The sequence below is a fragment of the Segeticoccus sp. genome, assembly GCF_035708005.1.
Genome location: NZ_DASSTI010000124.1, coordinates 43,335 through 61,507, shown reverse-complemented (window position 1 = coordinate 61,507; position 18,173 = coordinate 43,335). Strand labels below are relative to the sequence as shown.

Here is an 18,173-nt window from a genome sequence, read left to right as displayed (position 1 = left end):
CAGGACAACAGCTTCTACGAGATGTTCGCCGAGCAGGCCAGCCACCTGGTGGACGGCTCGCGCGAGCTGACGACCCTGCTCGGCGTCGAGATCGACGAGCGGGAGGCGTGCGCCAAGCGCATGCGGGACCACGAGCACGCGGCCGATGAGTCGACGCACGCGCTCATGCGCAAGGTCAACAGCTCGTTCATCACCCCGTTCGACCGGGAGGACATCTACGCCCTCGCCTCGAACCTGGACGACTGCATGGACCACATGGAGGCCGCGGTCGACCTGATCGTGCTCTACCAGATCGGCCGGCTCCCCACGGCGATCGCCTCCCAGGTGGAGGTGCTGTGCCGGATGTCGGAGCTGACCGCCGAGGCGATGCCGCGGCTGCGCTCGATGAGGGACCTGTCGGAGTACTGGATCGAGATCAACCGCCTGGAGAACCAGGCCGACCAGATCTACCGGCGCCTGCTGGCCGAGATGTTCAACGACGGCTCCGACGCGATCGCGATCCTCAAGCTCAAGGAAGTGATCGACGAGCTGGAGTCCGCCGCCGACGCGTTCGAGACCGTGGCGAACACGGTCGAGAGCATCGCCGTCAAGGAGTCCTGAGCGTCCAATCGATCTGCCAAGCGACCTGGCGCGTAGGCGATCGGCTCGAACACGTGATCCGCCGTAGCCGGTAGATCGGGCGGGACTTCCGACCGAACCCGCGCGGGGACACCGTGTAGGCCTGCTGGGACGAAGGCGCCGGTGTTGGAGGGAACTCTCAGCCGGCGGACCGCCCGGCGTGGGCCTGCTCCACCGTGTCGGCGAAGTCGCGCATCGAGGCGAACTCCAGCTGGTAGGTCCACTCCTCCGACGGTTCGGGGGTGGCTCCCCAACCGGGACGGTCGTGGCGGCGGTTGATCCACACCGACAGCAGTCCTTCTCGCTTGGCCGGCACGTGGTCGTGGAACAGGCTCTGGGCCACGTGCAGCAGCTCGTGGCCGTCCACCCCGAGCCCGCGGAGCGTGGCGTCCAGCGCTCGGAAGTGGTTCGCCGCCGGCTTGTAGGCGCCGACGTCCTCGGCGGTGATGACCGCGGCGAAGTCACCGCCGAGGCGGGCGTTGCTGGCGGCGAAGCCGTCGCGGTGGACGTTGGACAGGATGATCAGCTGGTAGTGCTGCGCCAGCCGGGCCAGCGCCTCGGCGGAGTCGGGGAAGGCCGGCCAGTCCGGCACCGACCTGCCCAGTCGCTGTGCCCACTCATCGCTGACCGGACGGCCGAGAGTGTCTCCGGTGCGGCGAAAGGCAGCGGCGAGCACGTCGGGGTAGAGCGCGCTGGGGGTCTCGCGTTCGACGGCAGCCTCGTGGTCGGCATACGCCAGGAGCAGGTCCTCGTCGGTGAGGCGAAGTCGCTGCTGGCGTGCCCACGGGGCGAGCACCGTGGTGATCCCGGCCTCCCAGTCGATGAGCGTGCCGTAGCAGTCGAAGCTGAGGGCCCTGAAGTGGGTCAGGTCGAGGTCGGTCACGGTGTTCCTCCCGCTGTCGTGTGCCCTTCGGCGCGCAGCCGCTCGACCACGGCGTCGGCCATCATCCGGGCGTGCTCCAGCCGGTCGGCCCGGCCTTCCAGCCCGGCTCGGGTCATCGCCCCCTCCAGCAGGAACGCCAGCTGCTCCGCCGTCCGTTCGGCCACCTCGTGCTCGGCGAGGGCTGTCAGGTGCTCGGCCAGGATCGACTCGACCTGCTCCTTGTGCCGGCGCACCGCGTCCCGCCCGGGCGAGCCCGCCGGCAGCTCGGCGGCCGCGTTGAGCAACCCGCACCCGCGGAACCCGTGCACGTAGGCAGCCGACGCGTGGTCGGCATACGCGTCGAACACCGCACGCACCCCGTCCTCAGCCGAGGTGACGCGCTCGGCGCGAGCGCGGTAGAGCTCGAGCCACTCGGCGTGGCGCGCCTCGATGTAGGCCAGCATCAGCTCGTCCTTGGAGGCGAAGTTGTTGTAGAGGCTCATCTTCGCCACGCCCGCCTCCGCGGTGATCGCGTCGATGCCGGTTGCCACCATGCCGTCGGCGTAGAACAGGCGGGCTGCGGCGTCGAGTAGTCGTTGCCGTGCGGGCACCCTCGTCCGTCCACTCACTGGAACATCCTCGTCTCTAGGTAGATCAGTCTACCTAGACCGGGGGGCAGCGCAAGAGTGGCGCATGCCCACGGGATGAGCCGGTCGGAACCTCCGCTGCCGAGCCGCCGAGAATGGCCGGGTGACCGACACCGTTCCCCAGACCGGCGTCCCGGCGTCCGGCCTGCGCCGCCGCATCCGGTTCATCGACCTCATCGTCTACGGACTGGTCTTCATCGGCCCGGCGGCAGCGGTCAGCATCTTCGGTCCGCTGGACGCCAAGAGCCACGGCGCCGTCCCCGTCGTCTACCTGGTCGCCACCGTGGCGATGTCGTTCACCGCCTTCTCCTACGCCCTGATGTCGCGCCACGTCCCGCGGGCCGGCTCCGTCTTCGCCTACGCCAGCGTGGGAATCGGGCCACGGACGGGCTTCATCACCGGCTGGATGGTGATGCTCGACTACCTGCTGATCCCGAGCGTGGCCTACCTGTTCACCGGGATCGCCATGCACTCGTTCCTGCCGGTGTTGCCGACCTGGGGGTGGACCGCGCTGGCCGTCGTCTGCACCACCGGCTTCAACCTTGCCGGCGTGCGCGTGGCCGCCCGCGTGGCGGCGATCACCGTGGTGGCCGAGGTGGTGGTGCTGGGGATGGTCCTGGTAGGTGCCGCGTGGCTGCTCGTGCACGAGGGACCCACCCGTGGGTGGCTGTCCCCGTTCACCGGGGTCGGCGGGTTCTCGGTGGCGGCCGTCCTGAGCGCCGTCTCCGTGGCGGTGCTGTCCTACCTCGGCTTCGATGCCATCGCCACCTTCGCCGAGGAGACCATCGGCAGTTCCCGGCTGGTCGGACGGGCGACCCTGACGTGCCTGGTGATCGCCGGTCTGCTGTTCGCTGCCCAGACCTACATCGGGTCGGTGATCTCACCCACATCGCCGCAGCAGCTGGCCGCCCATCCCGGCACCCAGGGCGACGCCTACTACCACCTCGTGGGCGTGCAGCTCGCCGGCTGGCTGTCCTCCCTGCTGGCCTTCGTCAAGGCCGCCGGGGCGGCGTTCTCGGCGATGGTCGGTCAGGCGGCCGCCTCCCGCATCCTCATGGACATGGGCCGGGACAGGCGCATGCCGACCGCCATGGCGACGGTGCACCACCGCAGCGGTGTGCCGGTCGTGGGGGTGCTCGTCGCCGCCGTGTTCAACGTCCTCATCGCCGTCTGGGCCGCGCGGCAACCGAACGGGCTCGACCTGCTCGTGTCGGTCGTCAGCGTGGGCGCCCTGTGCGCCTTCGTCCTGCTCCACGCCTCGGTGGTCGGCTATTTCTGGGTCCGCCGGGCCGGCGGCGCCCGCAGGGTCGGTGCCCATGTCGTGGCACCGGTGGTCGGCGTGGCCATCCTGGCGGTGGTGCTGGTGGAGGCCAGCCACGTCGCCCAGGTGGTCGGGGCCGTCTGGCTGGTGGTCGGGCTGGTGCTCACCGCGGTCCAGCACCGGCGCGCTCCGCGGACCGCCACGACTGACTAGACACCTTGGCGAACGGGCTAGCCCAGCCGATCGCGCGGGCCTACCCTGACAGGGGCGGTCAGGAAGGCGGCCGCAGGTCGCCGCAGCAAGGATGTGCCATGCAGGGAACGCCATGACGTTGGCTCTCGGGGACCACGCGTGCAGCGTGGCGGGCAGCGACGAGGCGCGGCAGCGGATCGCCACCGACTTCGTCAGGCAGGGCCTGCGCGCCGGGGACCGGGTCTGCTACCTGTCCTCGACCGCCTCGGCCGAGGCCTTCTGCACCATGCTGGCCGGGCACGACCTCCCGGTGGAGCAGTCCCTGGAGGGCGGACAGCTGGTCGTCGCCGGCACGGAGAGCTCCGACCTCGCCCGGGAGCAGTTCGTCGTCGAGGAGATGCTGCAGCTGCTGGAGCAGGTCATCGACGAGTCGCTCGCGCTCGGCTACCGCGGCGTGCGCATCACCGGCGAGATGGACTGGGTCGCCCGCGCCGACGTGCCGGCCTCCGACCTCGTCGACTACGAACGCCGCGCCACCGACGTCTTCGCCACCCGACCCGCGGCGGCCCTGTGCCAGTACGACAGCCGACTGGTGGACTCCGACCTGCTCCGACAGGTCGCGCAAGTGCATCCCACCCTCATCGAGGACCCCATGGAGCACGCCACCACGATCACCGCGGAGGTCGCAGGCCTCAGGGTGAGCGGCGACATCGACCTCGAGAACCACCACCTGCTCGACGTCGCCCTCAGCGAGCTCCACCAGCGGCTCGGTGGCGACATCGGCGAGTGCCACCTCGAGCTGGCCGACGTCTCCTTCATCGACGTGGCGGGGACCATGCGGCTGGTCCGCTTCGCCCAGGACCATCCGCAGTGCACTCTCGTCCTGCACTGGCCACCTCGCTGTCTCACCGAGGTCGCCGCCGTCCTCTGGCCGCAGCAGCACTGGGAGGTGCGCACGTGACGATGGCCGCGACCCGCCACCCCGGCTCGTGCCTGCAGCACGACGGGCTGTTCTACCGCACCGACGAGGAGTACCTCCTCGGCGTCGGCGGCTTCATCCAGGAGGGCCTGGACGTCGGCGACCCGGTCTACGTCGCCGTCCCGCCCGACCGGATCACCCTCTTGCGTGCCGGGCTGGCCGACGCCGCCGACGTCCACTTCTTCGACGTGACCCACGTCGGGCGCAACCCCTCGTGCCTCATGCCGATGATCCAGGACTTCCTCGACGAGCACCCGACCGCGCACACCCGCTTCGTCGGAGAGCCCATCTGGCCGGGGCGCAGCCGACCGGAGATCGAGGAGGCGACCACTCACGAGGCGCTCAAGAACGTCGCCTTCGCCAGCGCCGACGCGGCCATCCTGTGTCCCTACCGCGCGGACCAGCTACCGGTGTCGGTGCTCGAGGACGCCGAGCGCACCCACCCCACGTTGCTCACCACGGCCGGCGCCCACCCGAGCAGCCGGTATGCCGATGCCGTCGCCTTCTGTGCCGCCGACAACTGGCCGCTCAGCTCCCCTCCCCCACACGGCGTGACCCGGCTGTCGACACCCGACATGCGCGGCATCCGGCAGTTCGTCGGCGCCCAGGCGCTGCGGTGGGGGCTGCCGCGGAACCGTGCCGCCGACCTGGTCCTCGCCGTGGTGGAGCTGTGCACCAACACCCTGCGCCACGCCGACGACGTGCCGGAGCTGCTGCTCTGGCGTGAGGGCGACGAGGTCGTCGCCGAGATCCGGGACAGCGGCACGATCACCGATCCGTTGGCCGGGCGCCGGCGGGCCGGACCGCTCGACGAGTCGGGGCGCGGGCTGATGCTCGTCAACCAGCTGTGCGACCTGGTCCAGATCCGCTCCGCGGAGCAGTCGGGCACCACCGTCCGCATCCACGTCGGCGTCGCGACGGTGGGCGCCGACATGGTCAGCGCGACCGGGTGACCAGTTCAGCACGGACGGAGGCGGAGGCCCGTGCCGCGAAGTCCGGCCGTGCGCGCCGCTACGGGAGGTAGGCGGGCTTCGGCGGCCAGCGCGGCTGCCCGCCGGTCGACGTGCGCCAGGGAGCGCACGAGGAGCCCGGGCACAGGACCACCTGGTCGGGCCAGCGGTCCCGGTAGTGCTGCCCGTCGACGTGGTACAGCACGTCCACCCCGTCGATCCGCGACAGCGACGACGGGGCCCGCGAGGCCAGGGTGAGCCCGAGCACGTACGCTCCGCTGTGTCCGGGGATGACCGCGCCGTGCGCGTCGTGCCGCACCGGGTAGTGCTGCTGCGGCGGGCCACCGAAGGCGGACCACAGCGCCCCGCTCGAGGAGTGCACGACCCAGCTGCCGACCAGCCGCACCTGCGGCCCGTCCGGGGGCGGCACGAGCCGGACGTCGTCGATGACCGCCGGCACCGTCGTGGCGTTGGCGAGCGTGATCATCGCGAAGGTTCCGAGGCCGGTGGCGCCGACGGGGATGCCGGTGCTGGTGAATTCCAAGCCCTGCTCGCGTGGACTCAACGGCCCCCGGCCCGGATGCCTGTGCTGGTAGACCGCCCACGCCCCCAGCCCGGCCAGCAGGACCGCGCAGACGAGCAGGCTGGCCAGGAGCAGTCTCGGGTGCGGAAACTGCCGACGAACCTCGTCGGTCTCCGCGAACTCCGCCATGACGCCCCCTGCGCACGGTGGTCAGGCCGGTGCCCCCACGATCCCCCATTCCCCTGGATCGCGAGTGAGAACGGGCAGATTGGTTCAGCGATAGGCCGCGTGCGCCCACAGGTGCACGACGGCATACGCCCGGTATGGCGACCAGGCAGCGGCTGCCCGCGTCGCCTCCGCGCTCGTCACCCGACCGAGGGCGCGCCGCAGGACGAGGTCGGTGGCCGGGAACGCGTCCGCATCCCCGAACGCCCGCAGCGCGAGGTACTCGGCGGTCCAGGGGCCGATCCCGGGCAGCTCCAGCAGTCGGTGCCGGAGGTCGGTGGGGTCGCCCGACGCGTCGAGCCGGAGTCCCTCGGCGCAGGCGCGGGCGAGGGCCAGCACCGTCCGCGCGCGGGCCGCCGGCACGCCGAGCGTGGCGCGCAGCTCCTCCGGCTCGGCCCCGGCGAGCGCCTCCGGCCGGGGAAAGCACCGCAGCACCGGCCCTTCGCCGTTGCCCGCGACCCGGTCCGGGTGAGGTGCTGCGCCCGGTGCGGGGTCGGCATACCGCTGGACGAGGCGGGCGCCGAAGGTGCGGGCCGCGGCGACGCTGACCTGTTGCCCGAGCACGGTGAGCACGGCGGCCTCGAACCCGTCGGGGTAGCCGGTCACCCGCAGCCCTGGACGGGCTGCCACCAGCGGGGCGAGGACGGGGTCGGTGGCCAGCACGGCACGCACGGGCCCGAGGTCCCGGTCGAGATCGAGCCAGCGGCGCACGAGTACCACCGCCTCGTCCCGAGCGGCGGGCTCGACCTCGATCAGGACGCGCGCCGGTCCACCGTGCCGGCCCGGGGGCGCTCCCAGCGTGAGCGTCAGCAGGACCGGTCGGCCCGCGAGCGTGACGAAGCGGCGCACCGTCCCGGTGACGGGATCGACCTGCTCGATGCCGGGCACGGCGTGCGCGGCGAGCACGCCGAGCACCGACCGGCTCTCGAGCGGCTCGGGGAGCTCGACCTCTGCGACGGTCACGTCCGCGGCCACACCCCGGAGGACCCGCGCCGGTGGCTGTCGACGAGGTGGGTGTCCACGATGCCGATCGCCTCCATGAGGGCGAACATCGTCGTGGGCCCGACGAACACGAATCCCTTACGCCGCAGGGCCTTCGAGAGGGCCACCGACTCCGGTGACGTGGTGGGGATGTCGGCCAGCAGTCGGGGCTGCGGCGTCGCCCCCGGCTGGAAGGACCAGACCAGCTCGGCGAGCCCGCCCTCCGCGCGCAGGGCCACCGTGGCCGCGGCGTTGCCGATGGTGGCCTCGATCTTGCGGCGGTTGCGCACGATCCCGGCGTCGCCGAGGAGCCGCTCGACGTCGCTCGGGCCGAACGCCGCGACAGTGTCCGGGTCGAAGTCGGCGAACGCCTTCCGGAACGCCGGCCGCTTGCGCAGGATCGTCGCCCAGGACAGACCGGACTGGAACGCCTCCAGACTCAGCCGCTCGAACACCCCGCGCTCGTCGCGGACCGGCATCCCCCACTCCTGGTCGTAGTACTCCCGCAGCAGCGGGTCGGTCGCCGCCCACGCCGGCCGCAGCAACCCGTCGCCACCACGCACGAGGCCCTCCGGTGCCACCACCTGCTTGCCCGACTCCCTCACCTGTGCTCCCTTCCGCTCGCGATGGGCCTCCGGCAGGCACTCCGCACAGGGACGGTACCCGGCGGCACCCTCTGCCTCTTCGCCGGCGAGGCGGCCCGGTCCGTCAGGCCGCTTCGAGAGCCAGGAGCACCCGCTTGGCCTCGGGACCGCCGCGGTAGCCGCCCGTGCTCCCGTCGGATCGGACCACTCGGTGGCAGGGCACCACCACGGGGACCGGGTTGCCGGCGCAGGCGGTCCCCACTGCCCGCACCGCCCGGGGGCTGCCTGCGGCCGCGGCGACCTCGGCATACGTCTCGGTCCGGCCGTAGCCGATCTCGGGGAGGTGGGCGAGCACCTGGCGTCGGAAGCCGGAGGCCAGCCGCAGGTCGACGGGCACGTCGAAGCGGCGCCGGCGGCCGGCGAAGTACTCCTCCAGCTCGCGGCTCACGACGTCGAGCCGGGCCGGGGCGGCCAGGACACGCGGGCTCACCCGCTCGGCCAGGTCGGTGAGGACGAGGTCCTCGCCCTCGCGCTCGAAGGCCACCCGGACCAGGCCCTCCTCGGTGGCGGCCAGCAGCAGCCGCCCGACCGGCGTGTCGATGGTCCGGTAGGCGACGTCCAGAATGCCGTCCGCGGCTGCGGCCGCTGCCAGCCGCTCGTGCAGCCGGGCCAGCGCCGGGTCGTCGGCGGGGACCAGCCGTGCCCGCAGCTCGGCCGCGTCGCGGCCGGTCGCCCGCATCGCGTCCTCTCCCGCTCGGGTCCGGTCTGCTCCTGAGGTGTGCCCGTTCATGCCTGTTCTCCTTCTCCCAGGACCGTGGGTGCGTAGGTGGTGCGCAGGGCGCGGATGCCGTCGGCGGCCGCCCGGCGGGCAGCGTCCGTGCTGCCACCGGTCATCGCTGCGACCTCGGCGTAGGGCAGCCCGCCGAGGTAGTGGTAGGCGACGGCCTCCCGTTGTCGCGTCGACAGCCGCGCCAGCGCGGCATACAGGTCGGCGTCCCACTCCCCCGGGCGTCCTCGGGTGGTGGGGCCGTCGGGAACCGCCTCGACCGGCACCGCCCGCCGCGCGGCGGCGCGGGCGACGTCGATCGCCTTGCGGCGCGCGATGGTCACCAGCCAGGCCTCGACGTTGGCGTCCTCGGGAAGGTCGGGCCAGGCCCGCAGCGCCGCGAGGAAGGTCTCCGACCACGCGTCGTCGGCGTCGGCGGGCCCCAGCACGGCGCGGCACACCCGCAGCACGGTCGCCCCGTGCTGTGTCACGATCTGCTCAAACGGTCGCTTCATCACCCTGCAGACGTCCCGGGCCCGCTGGACGTGAGGACCCGCTCGGCACGCACCCGGGTGGTCCCGGGGTCCGCCCATCATCGGGCATGCTGGGCATCCCGACGAAGGAGCCCGCGTTGACCCCATCCGACCGCGCCGTCGCCCCCTACGGCAGCTGGCCCTCCCCGATCACCGCCGCGCTCTTCGCCGCGGGCGCGCTGCGACTGGACGAGCCGCGCCTCGACGGCGAGGATGTCTACTGGCTGGAGGGCCGGGCCGAGGAGGGCGGCCGGGTCGCGCTCGTGCGCTAGTCGCGCGACGGCACCCGCACGGACGTGCTCCCCGAGGGCTGGAACGTGCGCTCCCGCGTCCACGAGTACGGCGGTGGTGCGTATGCCGTGCGCTCGGGTCGCGTGGTCTTCGTCGACTTCGCTGCCCAGCGGCTGTGGCAGGTACGCGCGGACGACGGCGCCCCGCCCGTGCCGGTCACGCCCGAGGGGGCGATGCGCTACGGCGGGTTGGTGCTCGACGAGCGTCGTGGGGCGGTGTTCTGCGTGCGGGAGGACCACTCCGGCGACGGCTCCGGCGAGGAGCCAGCCAACACGCTGGTGCGCGTCGACCTCGACGCGGCCGGGAATCCGGCCGGGACGGTCCTCGTCGAGGGACCGGACTTCGTCTCCCGCCCGGCCCTGTCGGCCGACGGCAGCCGCATTGCCTGGGTGCAGTGGAACCATCCGAACATGCCGTGGGACAGCACCACCCTGTGGGTCGCCGAGCTCGACGAGTCGGGGAGCTTGCGCGCCCCGCGACGGGTCGCCGGCGGACCGGGTGAAGCCATCACCGAGCCGGTGTGGGCGCCCGACGGCCGGCTGGTGTTCCTGTCGGACCGCACCGGGTGGGCGAACCTCTACGCCGTGGATCTTCCGGTGGAAGAAGGAGACCCGGCTGACCCTGCACCAGTCGCGACAGCGCTGTTGCCGATGGAGCGCGAGTTCGGCACGCCCCAGTGGACGTTGGGGATGTCGAGCTACGGCTTCGCCGGTGACCGACTCGTGTGTACGTGGCTCACCGATGGGCTGGCGCACCTCGGCGTGCTGTCGCCGGTCGGCCACCTCACTGAACTGACCACGCCGGCCACCGACGTGACGACCGTGCAGGCCGGCGACGACGAGGTCGTCTGCCACGCCTCCTTCGCCGACAACCCCGGCGCCATCGTGCGAATCTCCCTGTGCGCCTGCGCTGCTGACGTCGCCCTCACCGAACTCGCGCGTTCGTCGGAGCCGGTCGATGCCCGCTACGTGCCCCGCCCGGAACCGGTGGAGTGGACCACCGGAGGCGCGCACACGGCATACGGCTTCTTCTATGCACCGACCAACCCGCACTTCATCGCGCCGGAGGGCGAGCGGCCGCCACTGGTCGTCATGTGCCACGGCGGTCCGACGTCGTTCCACCCGGGCGCGTTCCGCCTCGACGTCGCCTGGTTCACCAGCCGCGGCGTTGCGGTGCTCGACGTGAACTACCGCGGCAGCTCGGGCTATGGCCGGGCCTATCGCGAACAGCTGCAGGGCAACTGGGGAATCGTCGACGTCGAGGACTGCAGCACCGGCGCGCTCGCCATGGCCGAGCTCGGCCGGGCCGATGCCTCGCGACTGGCGATCACCGGCGGAAGCGCGGGCGGCTACACGACGCTGGCGGCCCTCACCTTCACTGACACCTTCAGCGCCGGCGCGAGCTTCTACGGCATCTCCGACCTCAGTGCCATCGCGCAGGAGACGCACAAGTTCGAGTCGCACTACACCGACGGGCTCGTCGGCCCGTGGCCAGCGGCCCGGGAGGTGTATGCCGAGCGCTCGCCCGTCCGTCACGTCGACCGGCTCAGCTGCCCGCTCATCCTGTTGCAGGGCGCCGACGACCTCGTCGTGCCGCCGAACCAGGCGCAGCTGATGGCCGAGGCGGTGGCCGCCAAGGGGCTGCCGGTCGCGTTCCTGCTGTTCGAGGGTGAGGGCCACGGGTTCCGCCGCGCCGAGAACGTCGTGCGCGCTCGGGAAGCCGAGCTGTGGTTCTACGGTGAGGTGTTCGGCTTCACGCCCGCCGACGAGATCGCCCCGGTCGACCTGCTCACTTCGGTCAGGCGAAGGTGAAGTAGCGCAACCAGACATAGGGCACAGCGATCGCGATGGTCAGCGCGACGACGAGCACCCCGGTCCGGGTGAACCGCCAGAACGAGATCGGCGTCTCGTTGCGGGCCGCGATGCCCAGGACCACGACGTTGGCGCTGGCACCGATGGCGGTCATGTTGCCGCCGAGGTCGGCTCCGAGGGCCAGCGCCCACCACAGCGCGCCGCCGTGCTGGGCGGGCAGGTCGTGCGACAGCTGCAGTACCAGCGGCGACATCGTGGCCACGTAGGGGATGTTGTCCACCACGCCGGACAGCACCGCCGACACGACCAGGATCATCAACGCCGCCACGAGCGCGTCGCCGCCGGTGGCCGCGGTCACCCAGGACGCCAGGTGGTGGATCACCCCGGTTTTCACCAGTGCTCCCACCATGATGAACAGGCCGGCGAAGAAGACCAGCGTCTCCCACTCCACACTGGCCAGGAACTGCGCCGGCTTCGCCCCGGAGAGCAGCACCAGCAACCCGGCCCCGAGCAGCGCCACCACGGAGGGCTCCAGCCCGAACACGGCGTGCCCCACGAAGCCGGCGAACACCAGCGCCAGCACCACGCCGCACTTGACCAGCAGGGGCCGGTCGCGGATCGCCTCGCGCTCGTTCAACGTCAGCACGGAGGCCACGCGCTCCTCGTCGGCGACGAACGACCCTGCGAACAGCCACTTCAGCGCCACGCAGAAGGCGACGATCTCGATGAGGATGACCGGGCCCATGTTCACCGCGAACTCGTTGAAGCTCAACCCGGCCCGGCTCCCGATGATGATGTTGGGCGGGTCGCCGATCAAGGTCGCCGTCCCGCCAATGTTGGAGGCGAACACCTCCGCCATGAGGAACGGCACGGGCCCCACCCCGAGCCGCTCGCACACCAGCAACGTCACCGGCGCGACCAGCAGCACCGTGGTCACGTTGTCCAGGAACGCCGAGGCCACCGCCGTGATCAGCACCAGGAGCACCATCACGCGCAGCGGCCGGCCCCGCGCCCGCTTGGCCGCCCAGATGGCGACGAACTCGAACACCCCTGTCTGCTTGAGGATCCCGACGATGATCATCATCCCGAGCAGCAGGAAGATGACGTTCCAGTCGATCCCCGTGCGCTCGGAGTAGAACGCGTCGGCCGGGCCGACGATCCCCAGCGCGAGCAACAGGCCCGCCCCGGCCAGGACCGCCACCAGCCGGTGGACCCACTCCGAGGCGATCAGGACATAGGCGATCACGAAGATCGCCACCGCAACGACCGTCATACGGTCACTGGGGGGTGACGAGCTGCAGCAACCGCGACGCGGTCACCACACCCACCACCTGGTCGTCCTCCACCACCGCCACCAACGGGCTGCGCAACCGGGCCATGACGGCGGCCAGCTCGAGCACCGTGTCGTCGGCGTGGACGACCGCGAGCTCCTGCGGCTCCTCGGGGAGCAACCGGCGCACCGACACCCCGGACAGCTTGTCCGCGACCTGGTCGGCGAGCGACTCCCCCACCACGCCGGCGAGGGAGGGGTCGTCCTGCACGTAGCGGGGGACGAGGAAGCGGACGACTTGTGAGGCGCCGAGGATCGAGTGCGGACGACCGCGCGCGTCGACCACCACCAGTCCGGGCAGCCGCTCGGCGGCCATCACCTTGGCCGCCTCGAGCGCGTCGGCATCCAGGCTCGTAACCGGGAACTCCTCCACCATGTCGCGCGCTTGCATGACCGCACCCTATGGCCCGGGGGCCAGCGGCGACGTCGCAGGAGCCGCGAGACGGAACAGCGGCGGTGGGCCGGCTCAGCCGTTGGCCGCGAGCTGGCGCATCTCGCGCCGGATTCGGCTGAGGATCCGGGAGACCTGCATCTGGGTCACCCCGATCTCGTCGGCGACCTGCTGCTGGGTGTACTCGTGCACGAAGCGCAGGTCGAGGACCTTGCGGTCCCGGTCGGAGAGAGTGGCCACCATCTGGGGCAGCGCCACCCGCTTGAGCACGAGCTCGAGCCGCTCGTCGGCCTCTCCGACCTCCTCGCCGAGGGAGTCGTCCTGCCCCGGGGCACTGGTCCGGTCCAGCGACAGGTGGCGGTAGGAGGAGGACGCCACCTGCGCCTCGAGCACCTCCTCGGCCGGCACGTCGAGGTAGTCGGCGAGCTCGGCGACCGTCGGGGCACGCCGCAGCTCCTGCTCGAGCTCCCCGGTGGCCGCGACGATCCGCGGGCGCAGCTCCTGCAACCGCCGCGGGGGCCGGACGGTCCAGCCGTGGTCGCGGAAGTACCGGCGCAGCTCGCCGGTGATGGTGGGGGTGGCGAAGGCGGCGAAGGACGCCGACTCCTCGGGGCGGAACCGCTTGACCGCGAGGACGAGGGCGAGCGAGGCCACCTGGACGAGGTCCTCCAGCGGTTGCCCCCGGTCGCGGTAGCGCAGCGCGATGCTGCGCGCCATGGGGAGCTGGTCGACGATGACCTCCGCGAGGATCTCCTCGCGCTCGGCCTCGGTCGGCGCCGCCGCGGCCTCGGCCAGCCGTTCCTCGATCGACCCCGGCTCGTGCGAGCCGGCTCCGAGCTCGTGACGTCCACCGGCGAGATGGGCAGAAGCTGTCACCGTGACACCTCCTCGCGTCGGAATTCCTCCGCCAGAGTTGCTTCGGGCCCCGACACTTCGAGGAAACCACCATGAGCACATCCGAGGCAAGCCTTGGCTGGTCCGAGGCCAGCGTCCCAACCCACGCTGGTCCAAGGCTGGGCACTGTCTGGAGGTGACCTGAACGCTCCGGCAACGCTCGGCTGGACACGTGCGGGACGATGACGGGTATGGCTGCCAAGGGCAACGAGCGAGGTCACAGCAAGCACCCGTCGCTGACGGTCGCCCACGTCAAGGATGGCCGACCCGACCGCGGGACGGTCGTCCTGGTGGACCGGGTGTGGCCGCGGGGTCAGCGCAAGGACGGTGCCCCCTGGGACGAGTGGCTCAAGGCGGTCGCCCCCTCCACCGAGCTGCGCAAGTGGTACGCCCACGACCCCGACAAGCACGAGGAGTTCATCCGCCGCTACCGCGACGAGCTCACCGATGCCGAGCGGGCGGAGGCCTTCGAGCACCTGCAGCAGCTCCACCGCGAGGGGCCGCTGACGCTGATGACCGCGACCAAGGACCTCGAGCTCAGCCAGGCCCGCGTGCTCGCCGACCTGCTGGAGCAGGGGTGAGGGATCTCGAGGGCACCATCTGCTGGGTGGTCGGCGCCTCCAGCGGCATCGGGGCCGCCGTGGCGCGGGAGATGCGGGCCAGAGGAGCCCGGGTGGCCGTCTCGGCGCGCCGCGCGGACCGGCTCACGGCGGTCGCCGAGGGAGCGATGCTCACCGTACCCGCCGACGTCACGGACGCCCCCGGCATGGTGCAGGCGGCGGGCCGGGTGGTCGCCGAGCTCGGCGTGCCCGACGTGGTCGTCGCTGCAGCGGGCCAGTCGCAGCCGATGCCGGTCGAGCACTGGGACACCGAGCTGTTCCGCCGCCAGGTCGAGGTCAACCTCATCGGCATGAGCAACACGGTCGGGGCGGCGCTGCCGCACCTGCTCGCGCGCGGGTCGGGCACCTTCGCCGGCATCGCCTCCCTGGCCGGCTACCGGGGGCTGCCCGGCGGCGGCGCCTACTCCGCCACGAAGGCGGCACAGCTCACCCTGCTCGAGGACCTGCGAGTCCAGCTGGCACCACGCGGCATCCACGTCGCGACCGTCTCCCCCGGCTTCGTGCGCATCCCCCTGACGCACCACCACCGCGTTCCCATGCCCTTCCTCATCGACGCCGACGCGGCCGGCCGGGCGATCTGCGACGGACTGGAGCGCGGGCGTACCGAGATCGCCTTCCCCCTGCGGATGGCGCTGCTCGCCAAGGCCGCCCGGTTCGTGCCGGTCCGCGCCTGGCCCCACCTGTGGACGGCGGTGCGTCGCGGGCAGCGGCCCACCGGACGCTAGGGTGTGCACCGCACGACCGGCGGTGGGGCCCGCCGGACCCAACCGCCACCGCCCGCCCGCCGCGCTGTCCGCGGGGTCGGGCACCGGCCAACGGTCCCTGTCCGTGATCGACGTGCCGTGGCGACCCACGACACCCGGAGGACAGGGAGCTCGTATGCCGTCCCACGCCACCCAGCGCGTGGTCACCGTCGTGGCCCTCGGCGGCGCCCTCGGTGCCCTCGCCCGCTACCTCATCGGTGAGACCTGGGCCGCCCCGGCAGCCGGGTTCCCCACGGCGACGTTCGCCATCGATGTCGGCGGGTCGGCCCTCATCGGCGTCCTCATGGTCCTCGTCAGCGACGTCTACTCCCCCCACCCGCTGGTCCGCCCGTTCCTCGGCAGCGGGTTCCTGGGCGGCTTCACCACCTTCTCGACGTATGCCGTCAGCATCCGGGGGCTGCTGACCGGCGGGCACTACCTGGTCGGCCTCGGCTACCTGGTGGCCACTCCCGTCGTCGCGCTGCTCGCGGTCTGGCTCACCGCTGCCGCGACCCGTCGCCTGCTCACCCGGAGGCCCCGATGACCCTGCACGGACCCGCGCAACGGCTCACCGTCCTGCTCGGCGAGTCCGACACCTGGCACCACCGACCGCTGTTCACCGAGATCGTCCACCGCGCGCACCAGCACGGCATGGCCGGCGCCACGGTCGTGCGCGGGATCGAGGGGTTCGGCGCCTCCCACCACATCCACACCTCCCGGATCCTGTCGCTCAGCGAGGACCTGCCCGTGGCCGTCGTCATCGTCGACACCCACGAGCGGATCGCCGCGTTCCTGCCCGAGCTGGAGGAGCTGGTCACCGAGGGCCTGGTCTACCTCGAGGAGTGCGAGGTCGTGCGCTACGTGGGCCGCGACCACCGGGACGGTTCCGGCAGCCCGAGCGGGGCCGGGCGATGACCCTGCTCCTCGTGGCGCTGGGCGCCGCCGTGGGCGCCCCGCTGCGCTACCTCACCGACCGAGCCGTGCAGGCGCGCCACGGCGGCGCGTTCCCCTGGGGCACCTTGGTCGTCAACGTCGTCGGCTGCCTCGCCCTCGGCGTCCTGGTGGGGGCGGCCGCCGCGGGGGGCCTGTCGCCCGGCGTGGGGCTGTTCCTGGGGACAGGGCTGTGCGGCGCCTTCACGACATACTCGACGTTCTCCTACGAGACCCTGCGCCTGCTGGAGGACGGCGCACGACTGTATGCCGCAGCGAACGTCGCCGTCACGGTCGTCACCGGAGTGCTCGCGGCCTTCGCCGGCTACCCGATCGGGCGCCTGCTGGGTTCCTGACCATTCCCTGGCGCGGAGACGCGCTCAGCGGCCGAGATCGTGCCAGGCCCGCTGGAGCAGCGTCCGGTAGTCCTCGGTGCTGCGCAGGCCACTCAGGGGCTCGCCCTCGTTGACCTGTACGTGTGGCAGGTCGGTGATCCCCGAGGCGGCGGCCACCTCCTCGTCCTCACGCACGTCGCGGACATACTGTTCACCGGCCAGCACCGCGGCGAGCCGGCGTTCGTCGAGCCCGGCCTCGGCGCCGAGCCGCTGGAGCGCCTCGTGGTCGGCGAGCGATCGACCCTCGGCGAAGTGGGCCCGGAACAGCCGCTCGAGCACCGCCGACTGCAGGGCCGGCCCGCCCATGCCGCGGGCCAGTTGGACGGCGCGGTGGGCGTCGAACGTCGACGTCGGCCGGAGCGACCCGACATCGAGCGGCAGCCCCTCCTCCCGCGCCGCCGCCACGGCTGCCGAGGAGACCGACGCGGCCGGCTGCTCCATCGAGCGGTAGCGGACCTCCACCTCGGCCGGGTGCTCGAAGGCGGAGACGGCCTCCTCGAAGCGGCGCTTGGCGACGTAGCACTCGGCGCACGTCAGGTCGATCCACATCTGGACAGCCAGACGCGGGCGTGCCCCGGAGGGTGCGGGCCCGCCGCCGGTCGAGGTCATGCCCCCGAGTGTGGCAAAGACTCGGGGCCTGCCCAACCGGGCGGTCCGGGGGCTGGGACGGGGCGTGCGACGGTTGCCTGGGCGGGGCATGCGACAGGCACGGACACAGACGGGCCCACCACCAGCTCGGTGACGGGCCCGTCGGAGGTGCGCTGTCGTCAGGGGCGACCGAAGGTCGCGCCACCCCACATCGGGCGCTTCTGGACCGTGGTGCCGGGGTGCGGCGCGTCGTACATCATGCCGCCGCCGGCGTAGATGCCGACGTGGTAGGCGGGCGAGCCGAAGAACACCAGGTCGCCCGGCTGCGGCGAGGACACCGGAGTCACCGCGGCCTGCTGCTGCGCGGCGGTGCGGGGCAGGCTCACGCCCACCTTCGCGAAGACGTACTGCGTGTAGCCCGAGCAGTCGAAGCCCGCAGGGGACGTGCCGCCGTAGACGTAAGGAGTGCCGACGTACTGCGCGGCGATGCCGAGCACACCGCTGCTCGGAGCGGGGGCGGGCGCCGGCTGGGGTGCCGGGGCCGGCTGGGGGGCGGGCTGGGGAGCCGGAGCCGGCTGGGGGGCGGGCTGGGGGGCCGGAGCCGGCTGGGCGGCGGGCTGTGCCGGCGCCTGACGGACGGTGTCGCGGCTGGCGGCCTGCTCGGTGTGCTGCACCGTGACCACCGGCTCGGGGGCCGGGGCGTGGTAGGCGGCGGCCGGGACGACCGTGGCGAGGTCCGGCTTGTGCCGGGTGAAGCCCACCTGGCCGAAGTCGGGGGCCACGACCGTGGCGGAGGCGGTCGCGGGTTGGGCGACCGTGGGGGCGTTGAACCCGGCGGCCTGGACCGACGCCTGCTGGGCGCTCTGCGCCTCCTGCGGGCCGGTGGCCGGGTCGGCGACGGCCGGCACGGCGACGGAGGCCACCATGCCGCCGGTGACGGCGACGAGGGCGGAGGCCTTGACGGCGGGCCGGGTGGATCGGCTGAGGGCAGACGACAGCGCAGCGGCGGTGCTCGGCTGGGCGGCGGCGCGGTGGCGTCCGGGACGCGACTTCGACACG

Annotated in this window: 23 protein-coding genes; 11 read left to right on the top strand and 12 right to left on the bottom strand. The window is 72.5% G+C overall.

Translation table 11 applies throughout. From position 1 onward, the window contains the following. Window positions 1–600: DUF47 domain-containing protein (locus tag VFL99_RS12460; RefSeq protein WP_325106683.1), on the top strand; the 600-nt coding region annotated here is incomplete at its 5' end. A gap of 157 nt (window positions 601–757) precedes the next feature. On the opposite strand, the gene VFL99_RS12455 is transcribed toward VFL99_RS12460, so the two are convergent. After that, entirely contained in the window at window positions 758–1,501 is a 744-nt protein-coding gene (locus VFL99_RS12455) for a haloacid dehalogenase type II (protein ID WP_325106682.1), read from the bottom strand. Then, entirely contained in the window at window positions 1,498–2,109 is a 612-nt protein-coding gene (locus VFL99_RS12450) for a TetR/AcrR family transcriptional regulator (protein WP_325106681.1), read from the bottom strand. Before VFL99_RS12450 ends, VFL99_RS12455 begins: the two co-directional genes overlap by 4 nt. Window positions 2,110–2,230: 121 nt before the next feature. On the opposite strand from VFL99_RS12450, the gene VFL99_RS12445 reads away from it, so the two are divergent. From VFL99_RS12445 to VFL99_RS12435, 3 genes are all read left to right on the top strand, one after another. Beyond that, window positions 2,231–3,601 (top strand): APC family permease, encoded by a 1,371-nt coding sequence (locus VFL99_RS12445; protein ID WP_325106680.1) that lies wholly within the window; start codon window positions 2,231–2,233, stop codon window positions 3,599–3,601. Window positions 3,602–3,713: 112 nt separating this feature from the next. Then, on the top strand, window positions 3,714–4,541 hold the full coding sequence (locus VFL99_RS12440) for an MEDS domain-containing protein (RefSeq protein WP_325106679.1): 828 nt from the start codon (window positions 3,714–3,716) through the stop codon (window positions 4,539–4,541). A gap of 2 nt (window positions 4,542–4,543) precedes the next feature. Continuing rightward, complete coding sequence (locus VFL99_RS12435) at window positions 4,544–5,512, top strand: sensor histidine kinase (protein ID WP_325106686.1); 969 nt, start codon at window positions 4,544–4,546, stop codon at window positions 5,510–5,512. Between the two features lie 58 nt (window positions 5,513–5,570). On the opposite strand, the gene VFL99_RS12430 is transcribed toward VFL99_RS12435, so the two are convergent. The 5 genes from VFL99_RS12430 to VFL99_RS12410 form a co-directional block, all read right to left on the bottom strand. Next, window positions 5,571–6,221, bottom strand: coding sequence for a hypothetical protein (locus VFL99_RS12430; RefSeq protein WP_325106678.1), 651 nt, complete (start codon window positions 6,219–6,221; stop codon window positions 5,571–5,573). Window positions 6,222–6,305: 84 nt separating this feature from the next. Then, on the bottom strand, window positions 6,306–7,220 hold the full coding sequence (locus VFL99_RS12425) for a DNA-3-methyladenine glycosylase family protein (protein WP_325106677.1): 915 nt from the start codon (window positions 7,218–7,220) through the stop codon (window positions 6,306–6,308). After that, window positions 7,217–7,843, bottom strand: coding sequence for a DNA-3-methyladenine glycosylase I (locus VFL99_RS12420; RefSeq protein ID WP_414713752.1), 627 nt, complete (start codon window positions 7,841–7,843; stop codon window positions 7,217–7,219). The genes VFL99_RS12425 and VFL99_RS12420 overlap by 4 nt, the downstream gene beginning before the upstream one ends. 103 nt (window positions 7,844–7,946) lie before the next feature. Beyond that, entirely contained in the window at window positions 7,947–8,561 is a 615-nt protein-coding gene (locus tag VFL99_RS12415) for a methylated-DNA--[protein]-cysteine S-methyltransferase (protein ID WP_325106684.1), read from the bottom strand. Window positions 8,562–8,608: 47 nt separating this feature from the next. Continuing rightward, window positions 8,609–9,103, bottom strand: a complete 495-nt coding sequence (locus VFL99_RS12410; protein WP_325106676.1) for an RNA polymerase sigma factor — start codon at window positions 9,101–9,103, stop codon at window positions 8,609–8,611. A gap of 116 nt (window positions 9,104–9,219) precedes the next feature. Between VFL99_RS12410 and VFL99_RS12405 the strand changes: the two genes are divergently transcribed. Beyond that, entirely contained in the window at window positions 9,220–9,393 is a 174-nt protein-coding gene (locus VFL99_RS12405) for a hypothetical protein (protein WP_325106675.1), read from the top strand. A 24-nt stretch (window positions 9,394–9,417) separates the two neighbouring features. After that, window positions 9,418–11,223, top strand: coding sequence for a S9 family peptidase (locus VFL99_RS12400; protein ID WP_325106674.1), 1,806 nt, complete (start codon window positions 9,418–9,420; stop codon window positions 11,221–11,223). On the opposite strand, the gene VFL99_RS12395 is transcribed toward VFL99_RS12400, so the two are convergent. The 3 genes from VFL99_RS12395 to VFL99_RS12385 all read right to left on the bottom strand — a co-directional run bounded on the left by VFL99_RS12395 (window position 11,210) and on the right by VFL99_RS12385 (window position 13,820). Further along, the gene (locus VFL99_RS12395; RefSeq protein WP_325106673.1) at window positions 11,210–12,496 is read right to left on the bottom strand and encodes an ArsB/NhaD family transporter; all 1,287 of its coding nucleotides are present in this window, start codon (window positions 12,494–12,496) and stop codon (window positions 11,210–11,212) included. The genes VFL99_RS12400 and VFL99_RS12395 overlap by 14 nt on opposite strands. A 4-nt stretch (window positions 12,497–12,500) precedes the next feature. After that, entirely contained in the window at window positions 12,501–12,944 is a 444-nt protein-coding gene (locus VFL99_RS12390; protein WP_325106672.1) for a CBS domain-containing protein, read from the bottom strand. A 75-nt stretch (window positions 12,945–13,019) separates the two neighbouring features. Further along, entirely contained in the window at window positions 13,020–13,820 is an 801-nt protein-coding gene (locus VFL99_RS12385) for a SigB/SigF/SigG family RNA polymerase sigma factor (RefSeq protein ID WP_325106671.1), read from the bottom strand. Window positions 13,821–14,029: 209 nt separating this feature from the next. Here VFL99_RS12385 and VFL99_RS12380 point away from each other — a divergent pair, with 209 nt between their 5' ends. The 5 genes from VFL99_RS12380 (at window position 14,030) to crcB (ending at window position 16,487) form a co-directional block, all read left to right on the top strand. Then, a complete protein-coding gene (locus tag VFL99_RS12380) occupies window positions 14,030–14,419 on the top strand; it encodes a DUF488 domain-containing protein (RefSeq protein ID WP_325106670.1) in 390 nt (129 codons plus the stop codon). Further along, entirely contained in the window at window positions 14,416–15,183 is a 768-nt protein-coding gene (locus VFL99_RS12375) for an SDR family NAD(P)-dependent oxidoreductase (protein ID WP_325106669.1), read from the top strand. Before VFL99_RS12380 ends, VFL99_RS12375 begins: the two co-directional genes overlap by 4 nt. A gap of 154 nt (window positions 15,184–15,337) precedes the next feature. Beyond that, on the top strand, window positions 15,338–15,745 hold the full coding sequence (locus VFL99_RS12370) for a fluoride efflux transporter FluC (RefSeq protein WP_325106668.1): 408 nt from the start codon (window positions 15,338–15,340) through the stop codon (window positions 15,743–15,745). Then, window positions 15,742–16,116: a DUF190 domain-containing protein gene (locus VFL99_RS12365; protein ID WP_325106667.1), complete on the top strand. Its 375-nt coding sequence runs from the start codon at window positions 15,742–15,744 to the stop codon at window positions 16,114–16,116. The genes VFL99_RS12370 and VFL99_RS12365 overlap by 4 nt, the downstream gene beginning before the upstream one ends. Beyond that, window positions 16,113–16,487, top strand: coding sequence for a fluoride efflux transporter CrcB (gene crcB, locus VFL99_RS12360; RefSeq protein ID WP_325106666.1), 375 nt, complete (start codon window positions 16,113–16,115; stop codon window positions 16,485–16,487). Before VFL99_RS12365 ends, crcB begins: the two co-directional genes overlap by 4 nt. Window positions 16,488–16,511: 24 nt before the next feature. On the opposite strand, the gene VFL99_RS12355 is transcribed toward crcB, so the two are convergent. Next, window positions 16,512–17,135 (bottom strand): DsbA family oxidoreductase, encoded by a 624-nt coding sequence (locus VFL99_RS12355; protein WP_325106665.1) that lies wholly within the window; start codon window positions 17,133–17,135, stop codon window positions 16,512–16,514. A 158-nt stretch (window positions 17,136–17,293) separates the two neighbouring features. Beyond that, window positions 17,294–18,172, bottom strand: coding sequence for a C40 family peptidase (locus VFL99_RS12350; protein ID WP_325106664.1), 879 nt, complete (start codon window positions 18,170–18,172; stop codon window positions 17,294–17,296). Window position 18,173: the final 1 nt, after the last annotated feature.